14 protein-coding genes are annotated in these 18,440 nt (G+C 59.8%); 9 read left to right on the plus strand and 5 right to left on the minus strand.

Annotation, left to right across the window (positions count from 1 at the left end; all coding sequences use genetic code 11):
* Positions 1-239 precede the first annotated feature (239 nt).
* The 4 genes from VNZ65_RS04170 to puuE form a co-directional block, all read right to left on the minus strand.
* Positions 240-422, minus strand: a complete 183-nt coding sequence (locus tag VNZ65_RS04170; protein ID WP_325666374.1) for a 4-oxalocrotonate tautomerase — start codon at positions 420-422, stop codon at positions 240-242.
* 24 nt (positions 423-446) lie between these two features.
* Positions 447-1,196 carry a class II aldolase/adducin family protein gene (locus VNZ65_RS04175; RefSeq protein ID WP_325666376.1) on the minus strand — a complete coding sequence of 250 codons (750 nt, stop codon included), beginning with the start codon at positions 1,194-1,196 and terminating at the stop codon, positions 447-449.
* Positions 1,197-1,279: 83 nt separating this feature from the next.
* Entirely contained in the window at positions 1,280-2,380 is a 1,101-nt protein-coding gene (locus VNZ65_RS04180) for a porin (RefSeq protein WP_325666378.1), read from the minus strand.
* Positions 2,381-2,502: 122 nt separating this feature from the next.
* Positions 2,503-3,462: an allantoinase PuuE gene (gene puuE, locus VNZ65_RS04185; protein WP_325666380.1), complete on the minus strand. Its 960-nt coding sequence runs from the start codon at positions 3,460-3,462 to the stop codon at positions 2,503-2,505.
* A 146-nt stretch (positions 3,463-3,608) separates the two neighbouring features.
* Here puuE and uraH point away from each other — a divergent pair, with 146 nt between their 5' ends.
* The 9 genes from uraH to typA all read left to right on the plus strand — a co-directional run bounded on the left by uraH (position 3,609) and on the right by typA (position 16,709).
* Complete coding sequence (gene uraH / locus VNZ65_RS04190) at positions 3,609-3,962, plus strand: hydroxyisourate hydrolase (RefSeq protein WP_325666382.1); 354 nt, start codon at positions 3,609-3,611, stop codon at positions 3,960-3,962.
* Between the two features lie 564 nt (positions 3,963-4,526).
* Positions 4,527-5,489, plus strand: a complete 963-nt coding sequence (scpB, locus tag VNZ65_RS04195; protein WP_325666384.1) for an SMC-Scp complex subunit ScpB — start codon at positions 4,527-4,529, stop codon at positions 5,487-5,489.
* Positions 5,476-7,524, plus strand: a complete 2,049-nt coding sequence (locus VNZ65_RS04200; protein ID WP_325666386.1) for a pseudouridine synthase — start codon at positions 5,476-5,478, stop codon at positions 7,522-7,524. The genes scpB and VNZ65_RS04200 overlap by 14 nt, the downstream gene beginning before the upstream one ends.
* A 407-nt stretch (positions 7,525-7,931) precedes the next feature.
* Positions 7,932-8,417, plus strand: coding sequence for a ribosome maturation factor RimP (rimP, locus tag VNZ65_RS04205; protein ID WP_325666388.1), 486 nt, complete (start codon positions 7,932-7,934; stop codon positions 8,415-8,417).
* Entirely contained in the window at positions 8,414-9,973 is a 1,560-nt protein-coding gene (gene nusA / locus VNZ65_RS04210; protein ID WP_061943117.1) for a transcription termination factor NusA, read from the plus strand. Before rimP ends, nusA begins: the two co-directional genes overlap by 4 nt.
* 58 nt (positions 9,974-10,031) lie before the next feature.
* On the plus strand, positions 10,032-12,878 hold the full coding sequence (gene infB / locus VNZ65_RS04215) for a translation initiation factor IF-2 (RefSeq protein WP_325666391.1): 2,847 nt from the start codon (positions 10,032-10,034) through the stop codon (positions 12,876-12,878).
* Between the two features lie 280 nt (positions 12,879-13,158).
* Positions 13,159-13,548: a 30S ribosome-binding factor RbfA gene (gene rbfA, locus VNZ65_RS04220; protein ID WP_211443316.1), complete on the plus strand. Its 390-nt coding sequence runs from the start codon at positions 13,159-13,161 to the stop codon at positions 13,546-13,548.
* Between the two features lie 113 nt (positions 13,549-13,661).
* On the plus strand, positions 13,662-14,615 hold the full coding sequence (gene truB / locus VNZ65_RS04225) for a tRNA pseudouridine(55) synthase TruB (RefSeq protein ID WP_325666396.1): 954 nt from the start codon (positions 13,662-13,664) through the stop codon (positions 14,613-14,615).
* A 258-nt stretch (positions 14,616-14,873) separates the two neighbouring features.
* Complete coding sequence (typA, locus tag VNZ65_RS04230; RefSeq protein WP_325666398.1) at positions 14,874-16,709, plus strand: translational GTPase TypA; 1,836 nt, start codon at positions 14,874-14,876, stop codon at positions 16,707-16,709.
* Between the two features lie 220 nt (positions 16,710-16,929).
* Here the strand turns inward: typA and VNZ65_RS04235 are convergent, their stop codons facing one another.
* On the minus strand, positions 16,930-18,273 hold the full coding sequence (locus tag VNZ65_RS04235; RefSeq protein WP_325666400.1) for an aspartate aminotransferase family protein: 1,344 nt from the start codon (positions 18,271-18,273) through the stop codon (positions 16,930-16,932).
* Between the last annotated feature and the right edge of the window lie 167 nt (positions 18,274-18,440).

Raw genomic sequence — 18,440 nt, forward strand, 5'->3', positions numbered from 1 at the left:
GCCAGATCCCGGCCTGCCTGGAAGGCGACCGCTGGTTCCACAACGATATCGTGGTGGCGCAGTCGTTCGTGGTGAGCGGTTCGGTGCGTAATGCGGTGGTCAAGAAGATCGGCGAGTTCGCCTGAGCGGATTAAGGAGAAGGAGGGCGGTTCAGGGAATCGCCTTTTGTCAGATGTAAATAAAAAAGGAGCCGCAATCACGCGGCTCCTTTTTTCACGCCTGCGAGATTTGCGGCAGGCTCATTCCGACCACAGCTTGCCAGCGGTAGCCCAGTTCTCGCGCTTGACTTCCTGAATGATGATGTCCACCGATTCCGGTCCGCAATCCAGCGTCTTGCAGGTGGCTTCGGTGATGGCCTGGACGAAGGCGCGTTTTTGTTCCGGGCTGCGGCCTTCGAAGAGTTGTACATTGAATGTCGGCATGCTTGTCCTTGGTGTGAGAGTTGATCAGTGCTGGTAGCCGGAATCGACGGCGTCGAGCTGGCGCAGCAGCGCCGGCCATTCCAGCAGGCCTTCCGGGCTGCCGTCGCCCAGCAGCTGGTCGCGCGTCTTGCGGCAGATGTCGTGCGAAGGCATGTTGAGCCGGCCGCTGCCGGCATGGGCCTTGAGTTGTATTGCGCAAGCCTTGTCCAGCGTGTCCATCAGTACATAGGCCTCGGCGATGCTGTGGCCGCAGACCAGGCTGCCGTGGTTGCGCAGCAGCATGGCAGGCAACTGCCCCAGCTTGGCGATCAGGCGGCTTTGCTCGGTCGGCGTCAGCGCCAGGCCCTCATAGTCATGATAGGCAATCTGCTCATAGAAGCGTAGTGCGTGCTGGGATAGCGGCAGCAAACCGCCGGCCTGGATGCCGATAGCTACCGCATTGGTGTTGTGCAGATGCATCACGCACATGGCGTCCGGGCGTGCCGCGTGGACTGCGCCGTGGATGGCGAAGCCGCTGACATTGACCTGGTAGGGCGAAGCGCCGACGACGCGTCCCTGGGCGTCGATCTTGACCAGGTTGGAGGCGCAGACTTCATCGAAACGGTAGCCGAAGGGATTGAGCAGGAAATGTCCCGGTTCGCCAGGGACGGTGGCCGAGATGTGGGTATAGATCAGGTCATCCCACTGCTTCAATGCGCACAGGCGGTAGCAGGCTGCCAGGTCCTTGCGCACCTGCCATTCGGCGCTGCTGATGGTGGAAAGATTCGCGTTCATGGTATTCCAGACGGTAAAACGCGCGCCGATCGATGCCACGATCGGCGCGCATTGCAGTGATGCAGTATCAGCTTAACTGAAACTTAGAAACGATGACGGATACCGAAGGCAATACTGTTGCCGCTGCTTTGGTCGGTGATCTTGTCATACATGTAGACCGTGTACAGATCGGTGCGCTTCGACAGGTTGTAGTCGTAGCCCAGGGATGCCGTATCGCGCTTCAGCGAGCCGCCGACAGCCGCGCCGTCACGCTTGGTGTCCGCCCAGGAAGCCAGGACCGCGCCGTTGCCGAGCGGGATGCTGGTGCCGAGCTGGAAGGTCTTGTCTTTCAGGTCGATGTCATGCGAGGTCTGGTCGTAAGTGGCAAACAGCTTGGCGACGGTGAAGTCGTAGGTGGCGCCCAGGAACCATGCCGACTGGCGCGCCGCCACCAGGCCGCTTGGCAGCGGGATGTTGGTGGCTGGCTGCACGTTGCCCGGCGACAGTTCCAGCGGGTTGTTGACCTTGACCCGTTGATAGTAGGCGGTCAATGCCAGCGGGCCGTGGAAATACAGCACGTTGGCGCCGATATTGTTCTTGCCGGTGTTGCCTGCCTGTTCACCGAACTGGTAATGGAAATTGGCTTTCAGGCCGGCGAAATCCGGTGTCGTGTAGATGACTTCATTGCTCCAGCCGGTATCGCCCGCGACCGAATTGGTCCAGCCGGAAGCATTGAACCATGGCACATCCATGTGCAGGATCAGCGGCGACAGCTGGAACGAATCGCCGAACGGATTGAACAGGATCGACGGCAGGAAGTTCGGCGCCAGGTCGCGCCCCAGGGATACCGCACCGAAGCCGCCGACCAGGCCGACGTTGGCGTCGCGCGAGAACAAGGTTTCATTGCCGTCGAAGCGGCCGGCCTGGCCGGTGTCGGCGCGGAAGAACGAGGTCAGGTTGAATTTGGCGGACAGTCCGCCGCCAAGGTCCTCGGTGCCCTTGAAGCCGAACCACGAAGTGGTCATGCCGCCGCTGTTGACGACGCTGGTGCGGCCGGAATCGCCGCTGTACTTCATCGAACCGATGTAGTTGTCGACCAGGCCGGTCACCTGGACCGTGGTCTGCGCCATCGCCGGCAGCGCGACCGTAGCGCCGAGAGCGGCAGCCAGATGCAGCTTTTTCAATTTGTTTTTAACTGGGTACATCCCTGTCTCCTGATTTTTATATGTGGGAAAGAAAGTTTTGAATCTATTCATTGTTGAAACAACACACGTCTGTGTTTTAGTTACGTTCCGTGGTACCGCCACGGCGGGTGATAAAACCGTTGTCAGGCCGAAAACGGGTGCGTGCTGCGCCAGTGGTCGGCGATATCGATGCGGCGGGTGATCCAGACCTGGCCGTGGCTCTGTACGTAATCGAGGAAGCGCGCCAGCGCCGCGGCCCTTCCGGGACGGCCGACCAGGCGGCAGTGCAGGCCGATCGACAGCATTTTCGGCTGGTTCAGGCCGTGCGGATCGCCTTCGCGGTAGAGCACGTCGAAAGCGTCTTTCAGGTAATCGAAGAACTGGGTGCCGGAATTGAAGCCTTGCATGGCGGCGAAGCGCATGTCGTTGGTGTCCAGGGTGTAAGGTACGATCAGCTGCGGCTTGCTTTGCGCCGCACCGTTGCCATCCTTGAAACTGACCTGTTCCCAGAACGGCAGGTCGTCGCCGTAGTGGTCGGCGTCATAGCTGAAGCCGCCGTGTTCCATGACGAGGCGGCGGGTATTCGGCGAGTCGCGCCCGGTATACCAGCCGAGCGGGGCGCTGCCGGTCAGTTGCCGGATGACGCTGACTGCTTCGGCGATATGCGCGCGTTCGGTGGCTTCATCGATATTCTGGTAGCTGATCCAGCGCAGGCCGTGGCAGGCGATTTCGTGCCCAAGTTCTTGAAAAGCGGCGGTCGCTTCCGGGTTGCGCTGTAGCGCGCGCGCAACACCGAACACGGTCAGCGGCAGGCGGCGCTCTTCAAACATGCGCAATAAACGCCAGACGCCGGCGCGCGAACCGTATTCGTACAGCGATTCCATGCTCATGTGGCGCGCCGGGAAACTCTGGGCGCCGACGATTTCAGAGAGGAAGGTTTCCGAGCCGGCGTCGCCGTCCAGCACGCAGTTTTCGCTGCCTTCTTCATAGTTCAGCACGAACTGCAGGGCGATCCGGGCCTTGTGCGGCCATTGCGGATGGGGCGGCGTGCGGCCGTAGCCGGTCATGTCGCGCGGATAATTGGGGTCGGTGTGGATAGTCATTGCTTGGCCTGGAGTATTGATCTGGTGTTCTGGATTATGTGGGCAGCAGCCATGATTAATATATGCCGGATAGTATATTGACCTAGACCCTGCGGTATATCATTTGCTCGATACTCGTTTTCAACTAATCGATATAGGGATTTATCATGGGGAAGTTAAGCACGCATGTTCTGGATATTACCCAGGGCAAGCCGGGCGTAGGCGTCAAAATCGCGCTGTATTCGGTCACAGCGGCCGGCCGCAGCCTGTTGAAGAACGCCGAGACCAATCAGGACGGCCGGGTGGATACGCCTTTGCTGCAGGGTGAAGAGATGCAGGCCGGACAATACGAGCTGGTGTTTTCGGCCGGGGACTATTTCGCTGCGCAAGGAATTGAGCTGCCGGCCCCGCGTTTTGTTGATCGCGTCACGCTGGCTTTTGGCATTGCCCATGCCGATCAGAACTACCACGTGCCGCTGGTGGTATCGCCATGGTCGTATTCCACCTATCGCGGCAGCTGAATACTCCCGCCGCTCTAGTGTCGTGTCCTGCCTCATCTGTCGGCATCTCGCTGGTCCTTGACCCGTATCGCGTCGTTGCGCCTCGTCGCCATAGCCCCGCTATGTCTCCTCGGCACGCCTAGCGCTACCGGCCAAGGCCGGCGCGATATACCGACAGATGAGGCAGGGCACGACACTAGCAAACGGGGTGCGCCGGCCAGGCATGCCCCGCATGACGACAGACCCCGGGTCTATCGTCAAATAACCACATCCGCAAGATCAATCCGCCCTCCCTATAAGCTTTGTGCTAAACTGTGTCTCAACATTTTTCGATAAATGGCGGACCGGTTGCAGCTTTAGCCCGGCCGGCCGGATTGAAATCTAAGGAATGAGCGGTGCACCCGTGGTGCGGCCGTCTTGTTCAAGTCTTATTGTCCCCGCCCTCATTAATCCTCCTCTAACGGGCGCTGGACAGCAGTATCAACAGCTTTCTCTTTGACCGGGCATCAGGCAGATTTACGACGCCTGCCGTTGAACATAAGCTCTGCGAATTTTTTAATAAAATTTAAATAAACTACGTCGTACATGAATACTATTGAGGCCAAGAAAGTCCTCGAAACTGCATTGCTCTGTGCTCACGAGCCGCTGTCGCTTAACGACTTGAAAAAGCTGTATGCGCGAAATGGCGAGGATAGCGGTGAGGATGACGGCGAAATCAATGCAGATACGATCAGGTCTATGCTGGAGGAGCTGCGTTCGGACTGGTCGGACAAGGGCATCGAGGTAGTCGCCCTGTCCACCGGCTGGCGTTTTCAGAGCCGCCCGGAGATGAAAATCTACCTGGAGCGCCTGAACCCGGAAAAACCGCCGAAATACTCGCGCGCCACCCTTGAAACCTTGGCAATTATTGCCTATCGTCAACCGGTAACCCGCGGCGATATCGAGGAAATCCGTGGCGTCACAGTCAATTCGCAGACTGTGAAGATGCTGGAAGAGCGTGGCTGGATCGAGGCCATCGGCCATCGTGACGTGCCGGGACGGCCGGCCCTGTTTGCCACCACCAAGCATTTTCTTGACGATCTCGGCCTGACCTCGCTGGATCAGCTGCCGCCGCTGCAGCAGGTTGCCCGGAATGACATGCAGGAAGGCAATCTGCTCGAATTACAGGCGCTGGAAGCGGATCTGGAAGCGAGCATGGAGGCCAGGGCGGTATTGGATGCCGCCGCGGCCAAGGAAGCAAATGAAATACAGCTAGAGGCCGAACTGGCAGAGCTGGATCTGGAGCCGGCAGCAGAGATTGCCGCCGAGGTCCCTGCCGACGCAGAACATATTGCAGAACCAGTGGCGGAAGATGTTGTCGATGGCAGCATCGGCAAATCGGAAGCCATGACGGAAAATGCAGCGGAAACGGCTGAGGAGATGACTGCTCAGCCACAGGAAACAACCGCTGCATCGAATGAAACCCACACCAACGACCAAGCGCCCGCATCGGATGATGAAGCCACGCCAGGTCGGCATAACCAACACCTGAATAATGAACCCACCTAGTTCCAATGATGCACCGGTCGTCGACGTGACAGCCGCCACTGAACCGAAGCCAGCTAAAAAGCCGAGAGCGCGCAAAGTCGCGGTTGACGCTGCGGCCGTTGCAGAGGCGCCCGTTGCGGCCGAACCGGTCAAGCGTGCACCGCGTGCGCCGCGCAAGAAAGTCGCCGCGGCCGTCGATGAAAACAGTGCAGCATCGGAAGTTGCTCCTGTGGCCGCAAATGCAACTGAAGCAATGACCCCGGCAGCGGCTCCGGCCAAGCCGAAGGCGGCGCCGCGCAAGAAAGCGGCAGCGCCTGCCGAACCGGTTGCCAGCGTAGAGGTGGTGGCGCCGGCGGTTGTCCAGGCGGCGCCGGTGGTGGTGGAAGCCGCGCCCTTCGTCAGTACGGCGGATCAGGACAGCGCGCCGCGTGAGCGGCCGGTCAAGCGTGGCGTGCGCGGTCCGCGTGCCTTGCGCAGCAACCGTGCCGCCCAGCGCGCACAGGAATCTTCAGCTGCTGCTGAAGCCGCGGCCGAGGGCGGCAACCTGGCTGCCGCTGACGGCCAGCCGGCAGTAGTCCAGAATGGCGAAGCAGGCGAACAGCGTCAGCCGCGTGGCGAGCGCAACAATGGCCGCGGCGCCGATCGCAACTCGCGCGAACGCCCGCAAAAAGGCAAGAAGCCGCAAGCCCAGAGCGGCAAGCAGGGTCAGCGCGGCGGCAAGCCGGCGGGTGGCCGTGGCGCCGACGCCGACGAGGTCTTTTCCTTTGTTACTTCCGAATCGTTCGATACGCTGGTGACGACAGAAGATGCGAATGACCGTCGCCAGGCGGCGCAAAAGGCCGTCCGCCGCGACCTCACGGCGGAAGACGATGCGCCTAAGCTGCACAAGGTATTGGCGGAAGTCGGCCTGGGTTCGCGGCGCGACATGGAAGAATTGATTATCGCCGGCCGGGTATCGGTCAACAGCGAGCCGGCCCATATCGGCCAGCGCATCCTGCCGACCGACCAGATCCGCATCAACGGCAAGTTGCTGCAGCGTAAAGTCAGCAAGCGCCCGCCGCGGGTGCTGGTATACCACAAGCCGGCTGGCGAAATTGTCAGCCACAACGACCCGGATGGCCGTCCATCGGTATTCGATCGTTTGCCTAACATGAAGGCAGCCAAATGGCTGGCCGTCGGACGCCTGGACTTCAATACCGAAGGCTTGCTGCTGTTTACAACCTCCGGCGACCTGTGCAACCGTCTGATGCATCCGCGTTACGGCATCGACCGCGAATACGCGGTGCGTACCCTGGGCGAACTGGAGCAGGGCATGCGCCAGAAGCTGCTGGCCGGCGTCGAGCTGGAAGACGGCCTGGCGCAATTCACCAAGATTGCAGACGGCGGCGGCGAAGGCATCAACAAATGGTATCGCGTGGTGATCGGCGAAGGCCGTAACCGTGAAGTGCGCCGCATGTTCGAGGCGATCGGCCTGACGGTGTCGCGCCTGATCCGTACCCGTTACGGCGCCATGACGCTGCCGCGCGGCCTCAAGCGCGGCCGCTGGGAAGAGCTGGAAGAGAATGCAGTGCGCGACATGATGGCAGCGTACGGCCTGGACAAACCGGCAGCCGGCCAGAATGCCGGCGGCGGCAAGGGCCGTCCCGATTTCAACAAGGATCGCGGCGAGCCTAACGGCAATCGCGCCGACAGTGCGCCGCAGGGCCCGGGTGTGGGGGTTTACCGTGGTGACCAAGGCGGCTTTGGCGGTCAGCGTGGCAATCAGGGGCGTGGCCCGGGCGGCGGCCAAGGCCGTCCGCAAGGCGGTGGTCAAGGCCGGCCACAGGGTGGCGGCCAAGGTCGCCCGCAAGGCGGCGGTGGCGGCGGTCAGCCGCGCAGCCGTCAGCCTGATCCTTTGCAGACTGCGCTGGGCTTCCCGGATGCCGGGCAGCATCGGCGTAATGGCGGCGGCAGCGGTTTTGCCCGTCCGGCGCGTCCCAACAAGACGGCCGGCGGACCGACAGGCGGCGGACATTTTGGCGCGCAAGGCGTGCCGCGCCGCCGTCCACGCGGCTAATCGGCAGTTTCTTGCCATGGCGGCATTTTGCCGCTGTGGACAGGATGAAAAGATGTGGCGGGAAGTGTTGCAATAATGTTCAATTTACCGTCTGTGAACGGGGGATTGTCAATAAATGCAAATTTCCTGCATTGCGGTACATAGCCCAATCGTTTATAATTTACAAGTTAACAGAAGTCATTAACGAGATTTAATGCGAAATTAAATTGGAAATGAATCGAAATTTCAATTTGATGCGCAGCCGGTCTCGCGAAACTGCTTGAAATGACAAACGATAAGAAGATGGGCAGATGCCCATTTTTTTTTTGCTTTTCGTTTTTAGCGGTTTTTAAGTTGTGCTTGCCGCTTGTGCGTATATATATCGGGTCTGCAATCGTCGAACCGGTAGCTATTTATAGGGAGTTGCCTTGCAGTTGCTGGAGCTGATTGAAACAACCGTGGTTGGCATGGGCTACGAGCTGGTCGAATTCGAAAAGGCCGCGCGTGGCTTGTTGCGCGTATACATCGACTTCACGCCGGAAAATGCCGAGCAGGGCCAGATCACGGTAGAAGATTGCGAAAAAGTGACGCATCAACTGCTGCACGTGCTGACGGTGGAAAATGTCGTGTACGAGCGGCTGGAAGTATCGTCGCCAGGCCTCGACCGGCCGTTGAAGAAACTGGCTGACTATGTGCGTTTCGCCGGCAAGGAAGCCATCGTGAAATTGCGCGTGGCGATGCCGGGCGCAGCGCATCGCAAGTCGTTTCAAGGCGTCCTCGGCGAACCCGACGGCGAGAACTTGAAAATCGAATTTGAAACAAAAGATGGGTCGGCGGTGTTGGATTTCACGCTCGCTGACGTAGATAAGGCACACCTGGTGCCGCAAGTGGATTTTAGGAGTCGCAAAGCATGAGTCGCGAAATTTTATTGTTGGTCGATGCGCTCGCGCATGAAAAAAACGTCGATCGGGATGTTGTGTTCGGTGCGCTCGAACACGCGCTTGGACAGGCAACCAAAAAACGCTACGAGGGCGACGTCGATATCCGCGTCACGATCGATCGTGAAACCGGAGAGTTCGAATCCTTCCGCCGCTGGCACGTTGTGCCGGATGAAGCGGGTCTGCAATTGCCGGACCAGGAAATCCTGCTGTTCGAAGCCAAGGAACAGATTGACGACGTTGAAGTCGACGACCACATCGAAGAGCCGATCGAATCGGTGGAATTCGGCCGTCGCTTTGCGCAAGACACCAAGCAGGTCGTGCTGCAACGGATCCGTGACGCTGAACGGGAACAGATCCTGGCCGACTTCCTGGAACGCGGCGATTCGCTGGTCACCGGCACCATCAAGCGCATGGAACGCGGCGACGCGATTGTCGAATCGGGCAAGATCGAAGCACGCTTGCCGCGCGACCAGACGATTCCTAAGGAAAACCTGCGTATCGGCGACCGCGTCCGCGCCTTCATCCTGCGTATCGACCGCAATGCCCGCGGCCCGCAAGTGATCCTGTCGCGCACCGCGCCGGAATTCATCATGAAGCTGTTCGAGCTGGAAGTGCCGGAAATCGAACAAGGCTCGCTGGAAATCAAGTCGGCGGCGCGTGACCCTGGCGTGCGCGCCAAGATTGCCGTGTTCACTGCGGACAAGCGCATCGATCCTATCGGCACTTGCGTCGGCATGCGCGGTTCGCGCGTGCAGGCCGTGACTGGCGAACTGGGCGGCGAACGGGTCGATATCGTGCTGTGGTCGGAAGATCCGGCGCAGTTCGTCATCGGCGCTTTGGCTCCGGCCAATGTTTCTTCCATCATGGTGGATGAAGAGAAGCATGCCATGGACGTCGTCGTCGATGAAGAAAACCTGGCCATCGCTATCGGCCGCGGCGGCCAGAACGTGCGCCTGGCGGCAGAACTGACCGGCTGGCAGATCAACATCATGACGGCGGAAGAATCGGCGGATAAATCGGCGGTGGAAACTGCTGCGATCCGTACCCTGTTCATGGAAAAGCTGGACGTCGACCAGGAAGTCGCTGACATCCTGGTGGAAGAAGGCTTCGCCAGCCTGGAAGAAATCGCCTACGTGCCGATTACCGAAATGCTGGAAATCGATTCGTTTGACGAAGACACCGTCAACGAACTGCGTAACCGTGCCCGCGATGCGCTGGTGACGGAAGCGATTGCTTCGGAAGAAGGACTGGAAGGCATGGAAGATGCCCTGGTCAACTTCGAAGGCATGGACCGGGTTACCGCCGGCAAGCTGGGCCTGGCGGGAGTCAAGACATTGGCTGCCTTCGCCGCCCTGGCGTATGACGAATTTGGCGCGATCCTGGCTTTATCAGCCGACCGTGCGCGTCATTTGATTGAAGAAGAGTTTAAAGATGTGACCGACGATGAGATGAAACTCATCGATGCCAAGTACGATGATCATGCCAAGGCCCTGCAGGCCAAGGCATGGAATACAGCGGAAGCCAAGTGATCAAGTGATCCGAGAGGTTCCGTATCGTCTGCCGCGCCACATAGAAAAAGAGGACTGAATGGCGAGTAACAATGTAGCCCAATTTGCTACCGAACTGAAAATGCCAGCGGATCTGCTGCTGACACAATTACAGTCGGCTGGCGTCCAGAAAAATTCGACTGACGACGCCTTGTCGAAAGAAGACAAGGATCGCCTGCTGGAACACCTGCGCCGTTCGCACGGTGCGGTGCCAGATAGCGAAAAGAAGAAAATCACGCTGACCCGCAAGGAAACCACCGAGATCAAGCAGGCTGACGCCACCGGCAAGTCGCGCACGATCCAGGTTGAAGTACGCAAGAAGCGTACTTTCGTCAAGCGTGACGAGCCGGTTGCCGAAGTAGCGGCAGCTCCGGTCGCGCCTGCTGCGCCCGTCGTCGACGAAGCGGAACAGGCACGTCGGGTGGAAGAAGCTCGCCGTCAGGCAGAATTGATCGCTCGCCAGGAAGCCGAATTGCTGGAAAAACAGGAACGCCTGGCCAAGCTGGAAGCTGAGAAGGAAGCGCAAGCCAAGGCTGCGCAAAAAGCGGAAAACGACGCCAAGAAAGCTGAGCTGGAAGCCAAGAAAGCCGCTGCGCAAGCACCGGCTCCGGCGGTAGCCAGCGCTGACGCGCCTGCCAAGCAGGAAGATCCTGCGGCAGAAGAAAAGAAACGCCTGGCTAGCGAAGAAGCCAAGCAAAAGATTGCGCAAGCCGCCAAGGACGCCGCCGAGAAATCCGCTGCGACCGAACGTGCCCGCAAGGCCGTGCAGGATGAAGTGGCGCAGATCAAGGCCATGATGAATGCACCGCGCCGCGTGATCAAGGCGCCTGAGCCGGTAGCGCCAGTCGCTGCCCCGGCCAAGACTGCCGAAGGCACGCTGCACAAGCCAGCCGACAAGAAGCCGGGCGAGAAGAAAGACGACAAGAAGGTTGTGGTCGACAAGAAATCGATCAAGTCCGCTAACGTCTCTTCGACCTGGCAGGACGACGCCGCCAAGAAGCGCGGCCTCGGCATCAAGACCCGCGGCAACACCGGCGGCGGCCGCGATGGCTGGCGTGGTGGTCCTAAGGGCCGCCGCGGTTCGCATAGCGACGATCACGAAAGCAATTTCCAGGCGCCGACAGAAGCGGTCATCAAGGATATTTATATTCCTGAAACCATTACCGTCGCCGAACTGGCGCACAAGATGTCGGTCAAGGCTTCGGAAGTCATCAAGCATTTGATGAAACTGGGCCAGATGGTCACCATCAACCAGGTGCTGGACCAGGAAACTTCGATGATTCTGGTCGAAGAAATGGGCCACACCGCGCACGCTGCCAAGCTGGACGATCCGGAAGCATTGCTGATCGACGGCGAAGAACATGCCGACGCCGAACTGCTGCCGCGCGCGCCGGTGGTCACCGTCATGGGTCACGTCGACCACGGCAAGACCTCGCTGCTGGATTACATCCGCCGCGCCAAGGTTGCATCCGGCGAAGCCGGCGGCATTACCCAGCACATCGGTGCGTATCACGTGGAAACACCGCGTGGCATGATCACCTTCCTCGACACCCCGGGCCACGAAGCGTTTACCGCGATGCGTGCCCGTGGCGCCAAGGCGACCGATATCGTGATTCTGGTGGTGGCAGCCGACGACGGCGTGATGCCGCAAACCAAGGAAGCGATCGCCCACGCGAAAGCCGCCGGCGTACCGCTGGTGGTGGCGATCAACAAGATCGACAAACCGGGCGGCAACCTGGATCGCGTCAAGCAGGAACTGATCGCGGAACAAGTGGTGCCGGAAGAATACGGTGGCGAATCGCCATTCGTGCCGGTATCGGCCAAGACTGGCGAAGGCATCGACAACTTGCTGGAACAAGTCCTGCTGCAAGCTGAAGTGCTGGAACTGAAGGCAGCGGTTGCTGCCCCTGCCCGCGGCCTGGTGGTGGAAGCGCGTCTCGACAAGGGCCGCGGTCCGGTAGCAACCATCCTGGTGCAGTCAGGCACCTTGAAGCGCGGCGACGTCGTGCTGGCGGGTTCGGCTTATGGCCGCGTCCGTGCGATGCTGGACGAAAACGGCAAGGCGATTTCCGAAGCCGGTCCGTCGATTCCGGTCGAAATCCAGGGTCTGACAGAAGTGCCGGTTGCCGGCGAAGAAGTCATGGTCATGGCAGACGAGCGCAAGGCGCGCGAAATCGGTCAGTTCCGTCAAGGTAAATACCGTGACGTCAAGCTGGCCAAGCAGCAAGCCGCGAAGCTGGAAAACATGTTCGACCAGATGGCCGAAGGCGAAGTCAAGAACCTGCCGATGATCATCAAGACCGACGTCCAAGGTTCGCAAGAAGCGTTGGTGCAATCGCTGCAGAAGCTGTCGACCAGCGAAGTCCGGGTACAAGTGGTGCACGCCGGCGTCGGCGGCATCAGCGAGTCGGACGTCAACCTGGCAGTCGCTTCCAAGGCCGTGATTATCGGCTTCAATGCCCGCGCCGATGCACAGGCACGCAAGCTGGCGGAAGCCAACGGCGTCGACATCCGTTACTACAACATAATTTATGATGCCGTGGACGAGATCAAGGCTGCGATGTCCGGCATGCTGTCGCCGGAGAAGCGCGAACAGAACCTCGGCCTGGTGGAAATCCGCCAGGTGCTGCTGGTCAGCAAAGTCGGCGCGATTGCAGGTTGCTATGTGCTCGAAGGCCTGGTCAAGCGTGGCGCTTCGGTCCGTCTGCTGCGCGACAATGTGGTCTTGTGGACAGGCGAGCTGGATTCGCTGAAACGCTTCAAGGATGACGTCAAGGAAGTCCGTTCCGGCTTCGAATGCGGTCTGACCCTGAAGAACTTCAACGACATCAAGGAAGGCGATCACCTCGAAATCTTTGAAGTCGAAGAAATCGCGCGTACCCTGTAATAGTCAAAGCACACGCACGCAGCTCGGTGCGTAAGGCAGGAAAATCGGGCTAACAGCCCGATTTTCGTTTGGTAATATCATGTGGTTTCGTAGGGTGGGCATGCAATGCCCACGCGGATACATATGGCGCAATTGCCGCGTGGGCACTTCGTGCACGCCCTACGGCGCGTCGGTTTCGATGCATGGTTTGCAAGGTGGGTATTCTGCCTGCGCGTCAGCTGAAAAGTTGTTGGTAGTTCATTTGTGAAAGATATAGCGCGTAACAGCGCCGAATAAAAGTATGGCTAAACATAGTAAATCCATCCCCGGCCGCGGCCTGCGCGTTGCAGACCAGATCCAGAAGGACTTGTCCGAGATCATCGTGTTCGAGCTGAAGGACCCGCGGGTCGGCATGATCACGATTACCGAAGTGCAGGTGACGCCGGATTACGCCCATGCCAAGGTGTTTTTCACGATGCTCAACGACGACAAGGAAGCGATTGCGAATACCGTCAAGGGCCTGACCCAGGCCGCCGGTTTCCTGCGCAACCAGCTGGGCCGCCGCCTGTCTATCCACACCTTGCCTGCCTTGCATTTCATCCATGACAATTCGACCGCCCGCGGCGTCGAGATGTCGCGCCTGATCGACCTGGCGAATGCAACCCGTTCCAAGGACGACGGCCAGGAGTGAACGATTGCCTGACCGGATTGGCTTAGGCCATCCTGATCGGCAGTTCTTGCCAGTCATTTGATGCGGCTTGCCACGGCAAGCCGTTTCCGTTTTCCCCTTTTTGCATTGCTACCATGGCATCACGTCCACCCAAAAGAATCCGCGTCCCGCTGAATGGCGTCCTGTTGCTGGACAAGCCGGTCGGCTTTTCCAGCAATGACGCATTGATCAAGGCCAAAGGCTTGCTCAATGCGCAGAAGGCCGGCCACACCGGCACGCTCGATCCGTTTGCCACCGGCGTGCTGCCGCTGTGCTTTGGCGAGGCCACCAAGTTCGCCCAGGATTTGCTGGACGCTGACAAGACTTACGAAACCTTGATACACCTGGGAGTGAGTACTACCACCGGCGATACCGAAGGCGAAATCCTGGAGCGCAAGGACGTCAATGTCAGCCGCGCGCAGATCGACGCCGTGCTGGCGCAATTCCGCGGTCCGATCAAGCAGGTGCCGCCGATGTATTCGGCGCTCAAGCGCGACGGCAAGCCGCTCTACGAATACGCCCGCGCCGGCATCACGCTGGAACGCGAAGCGCGCGAGGTGAGCATTCACACACTGGAATTCCTGGACTACCAGGCGCCGTTCCTGCGCCTGCGCGTCGCCTGCAGCAAAGGCACTTATATCCGTGTGCTGGGCGAAGACATCGGCAATGCGCTGGGTTGCGGCGCCCATCTGCAGGAGCTGCGCCGGGTCCAGGTCGGCCACCTGACCCTGGACGGCTGTATCACGTTGGAACAATTGACGGCTACCGAGCCGGACCAGCGCAGCGCTTTGCTGGCGCCGGTCGACAGCCTGCTGCTGACGTTTCCTGAAGTGTTGCTGTCCGAACCGCTGGCCAAGCGCTTCCTGCAAGGCCAGCGTCTGACGCTGACGAAAGAAGGCGTAGCCCTGCCGGCCCAGGCTGGGCGAGTGAGGGTTTACCTGCAGCCGGCTGATCAAGTGTCCGCAAGGCAATTGCTGGGCACCGCGCAATTGCATGAGTACGGCGTCCTGGCGCCCGAACGCCTGATTGCCACCGCACAGCCTGTATAAATGTCTTTTAAGCAACGATTATGCCGGGTTTGAGGCAGCAACTCGTTGAAATTACAAGGCTTTTCATAAAGTAGTGCAGCGCGTCATGCTATAATGCGCGGCCTCCCAAATTCCGCTACATCTGCCGTACTTCTGTGCAGTGCCTTAGCGAGCATGTTTGGCCGCATTTGTAGCAATAAATAATCTCGCAATAAATATTCTGCGCAATCGTAACTGTAACCTGCGCACTTACTAAGTTCTTCAATCTCCAAACTGACCATGTCAAACACACCTCGCGCTATCCGCAACATTGCCATCATTGCCCACGTTGACCACGGCAAGACCACTCTGGTTGACCAATTGCTGCGTCAATCCGGCACTTTCCGTGACAACCAGCACGTCGATGCACGCGTGATGGATTCGAACGATATTGAAAAAGAACGCGGCATCACGATTCTGTCGAAGAACTGCGCAGTCGAATACAAGGGCACGCACATCAACATCGTCGACACCCCTGGCCACGCCGACTTCGGCGGCGAAGTCGAGCGCGTGCTGTCGATGGTCGACAGCGTTTTGCTGCTGGTCGATGCGCAGGAAGGTCCGATGCCGCAAACGCGTTTCGTGACGCGCAAGGCGCTGGCGCTGGGCCTCAAGCCTATCGTCGTGGTCAACAAGATCGACCGCGAAAACGCAGATCCGCAAAAGGCTGTGAACGCCACTTTCGAACTGTTCGACAAGCTCGGCGCCACCGACGAGCAGCTGGACTTCCCGATCATCTACGCATCGGGCTTCAAAGGCTATGCAGGTCTGGAAGACACTGTCCGCGACGGCAACATGGAACCGCTGTTTGACGCGATCCTGAAGCACGTCCCAGCGCGTGAAGACGACCCTAACGGCCCGCTGCAACTGCAGATCACTTCGCTGGAATATTCTTCCTACGTCGGCAAGATCGGCGTTGGCCGTATCCTGCGCGGTAAAGTCAAAGCCCTGCAAGACGTGGTCTGGATGAATGGCCCGGACGACAAGCCAACCAAGGCCCGTATCAACCAGGTGCTGACTTTCCGCGGCCTCGACCGCGTCCTGACAGATGAAGCGCTGGCTGGCGACATCGTGCTGATCAACGGCATCGAAGAAATCAGCATCGGCTCCACCATCTGCGCACCGGACCATCCGGAAGGCTTGCCGATGCTGAAGGTTGATGAACCGACCCTGACCATGAACTTCATGGTCAACAACTCGCCGCTGGCTGGCCGCGAAGGCAAATTCGTCACCACCCGTCAGATCAAGGACCGTCTGGACCGCGAACTGAAAGCCAACATGGCATTGCGCGTGGTACAGGCTGAAGGCGATGATTCGACCTACGAAGTGTCGGGCCGCGGTGAATTGCACCTGACCATCTTGATCGAAAACATGCGCCGCGAAGGCTACGAGCTGGCCGTTTCGCGTCCACGCGTGGTGTTCAAGATGGTTGACGGCGTGCGTCAAGAGCCATACGAAAACCTGACTGTCGACGTGGAAGAAGTCAACCAGGGCGGCGTCATGGAAGAACTGGGCCGTCGTCGCGGCGACCTGCAAAACATGGAACCGGACGGCAAGGGCCGTGTCCGTCTCGAATACCGCATGCCAGCACGCGGCCTGATCGGCTTCCAGGGCGAATTCATGACCCTGACCCGCGGCACCGGCCTGATGAGCCACGTGTTCGACGAATACGCACCGGTCGACACCTCCAAGGGTGAACTGGGCGGCCGTCGCAATGGCGTGCTGATCTCGCAGGACGACGGCGCGGCAGTTGCTTACGCTATCTGGAAACTGCAGGATCGCGGCCGCATGTTCGTCAGCCACAATGACCCGGTCTACGAAGGCATGATCATCGGCATCCACTCGCGCGACAACGACCTGGTGGTCAACCCGATCAAGGGCAAGCAGCTGACCAACGTCCGTTCTTCCGGTACCGACGAAGCGGTGCGCCTGGTGCCGCCAATCGAAATGTCGCTGGAATATGCGGTTGAGTTCATCGACGACGACGAACTGGTCGAAGTCACGCCGAAGAGCATCCGCCTGCGTAAGCGCTACTTGAAGGAACATGAGCGTAAAAAGGCTTCGCGCGACGCGTAAGCTGCTCAGTGCACCGGACCTCTGGTCCGGCCGCTAAAAACCCGCCGATCCGTGCCCTTGTCCAGAGCACGTATCGGCGGGTTTTTTATTGGCGAGCCCTCGTAGGGGGGCACCTGTGCCCACGCGGAACGCCGATCATGCGAGGAATGAATTCAGCGTGGGCAGAAATCTGGCCATCCTACGTAGGCTCCGCAGTCCGTGACGAGGTATTTCTTGATGTTCAGGCGACGCTCGGGCTCGCCGCATGCTGCGCCTTCAGCACCTCTCCGATGGCGTCGAACAACTGGTCGATCTGCCCCGGTTCGATGATCAGCGGCGGCGACAGGGCGATGATGTCGCCGGTGGTGCGGATCAGCACGCCTTTTTCCCAGAAGCACTTGAGGAAAGCATCGAAGGCGCGCGCGCCCGGCTTGCCGGCAATCGACTCCAGCTCAATCCCGCACACCAGCCCCAGGTTGCGTACGTCCTTGACGTAAGGCAAGCCCTTCAGGCTGTGCGCCGCCTGCTCGAAATACGGCGCCGTCGCGGCGGCGCGGTCGAACAGGTTTTCGCTCTTGTAGACGTCCATGGTCGCCACTGCGGCGGCGGCCGCCAGCGGATGGCCGGTGTAGGTATAGCCATGGAAGAATTCGATGGCGTTTTCGTTGGCGGCGCTCATGAAGGCGTCGTGGATATCCTGGCGCACGATCACCGCGCCCATCGGCACGCTGGCGTTGGTGAGGCCCTTGGCGCAGCAGATCATGTCCGGCACCACGCCGAAATAGTCGGCCGCAAACGGTGCGCCGAGGCGGCCGAAGCCAGTGATCACTTCGTCGAAAATCAGCAGGATGCCGTATTTGTCGCAGATGGCGCGCAGCTTTTGCAGATAACCCTTGGGCGGCAGGATGACGCCGGTCGAGCCCTGGATCGGCTCGACGATCAAGGCTGCCACAGTGGCGGGATCATGCAGCGCCAGCAGCCGCTGTTCAAACTCGTCGGCGATCTCGGCGCCGTGTTCCGGCAAGCCGCGCGAAAACGCGTTGCGCCCGATGTCCAGCGGATGGCGCAGATGATCGACGCCGGCCAGGGTCGGGCCGAAATGCTTGCGGTTGCCGGCAATGCCGCCGACCGCGATGCCGCCGAAGCCGACGCCGTGATAGCCGCGTTCGCGGCCGATCAGGCGCGTGCGCAAGCCGTCGCCGCGCACCCGGTGATAGGCCAGTGCGATCTTCAGCGCGGTGTCCACCGACTCGGAACCGTCATTGCAAAAGAACACCCGGTTCAAGCCTTCCGGCGCGATCGCCGCCAGCGCGCTGGCGGCTTCGAAAACCTTCGGGTGGCCCATCTGGAACACCGGTGCAAAGTCCATTTGCGCCGCCTGCTTCTGGATCGCATCCACGATCTTCGGATGGCAGTGGCCGGCATTGCTGCACCACAGGCCGGCGGTGCCGTCCAGGATCTGGCGGCCGTCGTCGGTGGTGTAGTACATACCCGCTGCCGAGACCAGCATGCGCGGCTTGCTCTTGAACTGGCGGTTGGCGGTAAACGGCATCCAGAAATGGTCGGTATTCAGGGGGCTGGGCATGGGGTCTCCTTGATGGTCGGCGGCGCGAATCCGGCGCCGGCGACTGAGCCGATGGCGGATCCCTGTTATTGATGGTAGTACGTTTATGCCGCTTGCGGTAGAGCCACTTTGCGCTGCGCACGGCGCAAAGCGGCTGAGCCGGCTGCGCCATTCCGGCGTTGCGCTGC

The organism is Collimonas sp., from assembly GCF_035566555.1.
GTDB lineage: Bacteria > Pseudomonadota > Gammaproteobacteria > Burkholderiales > Burkholderiaceae_D > Collimonas.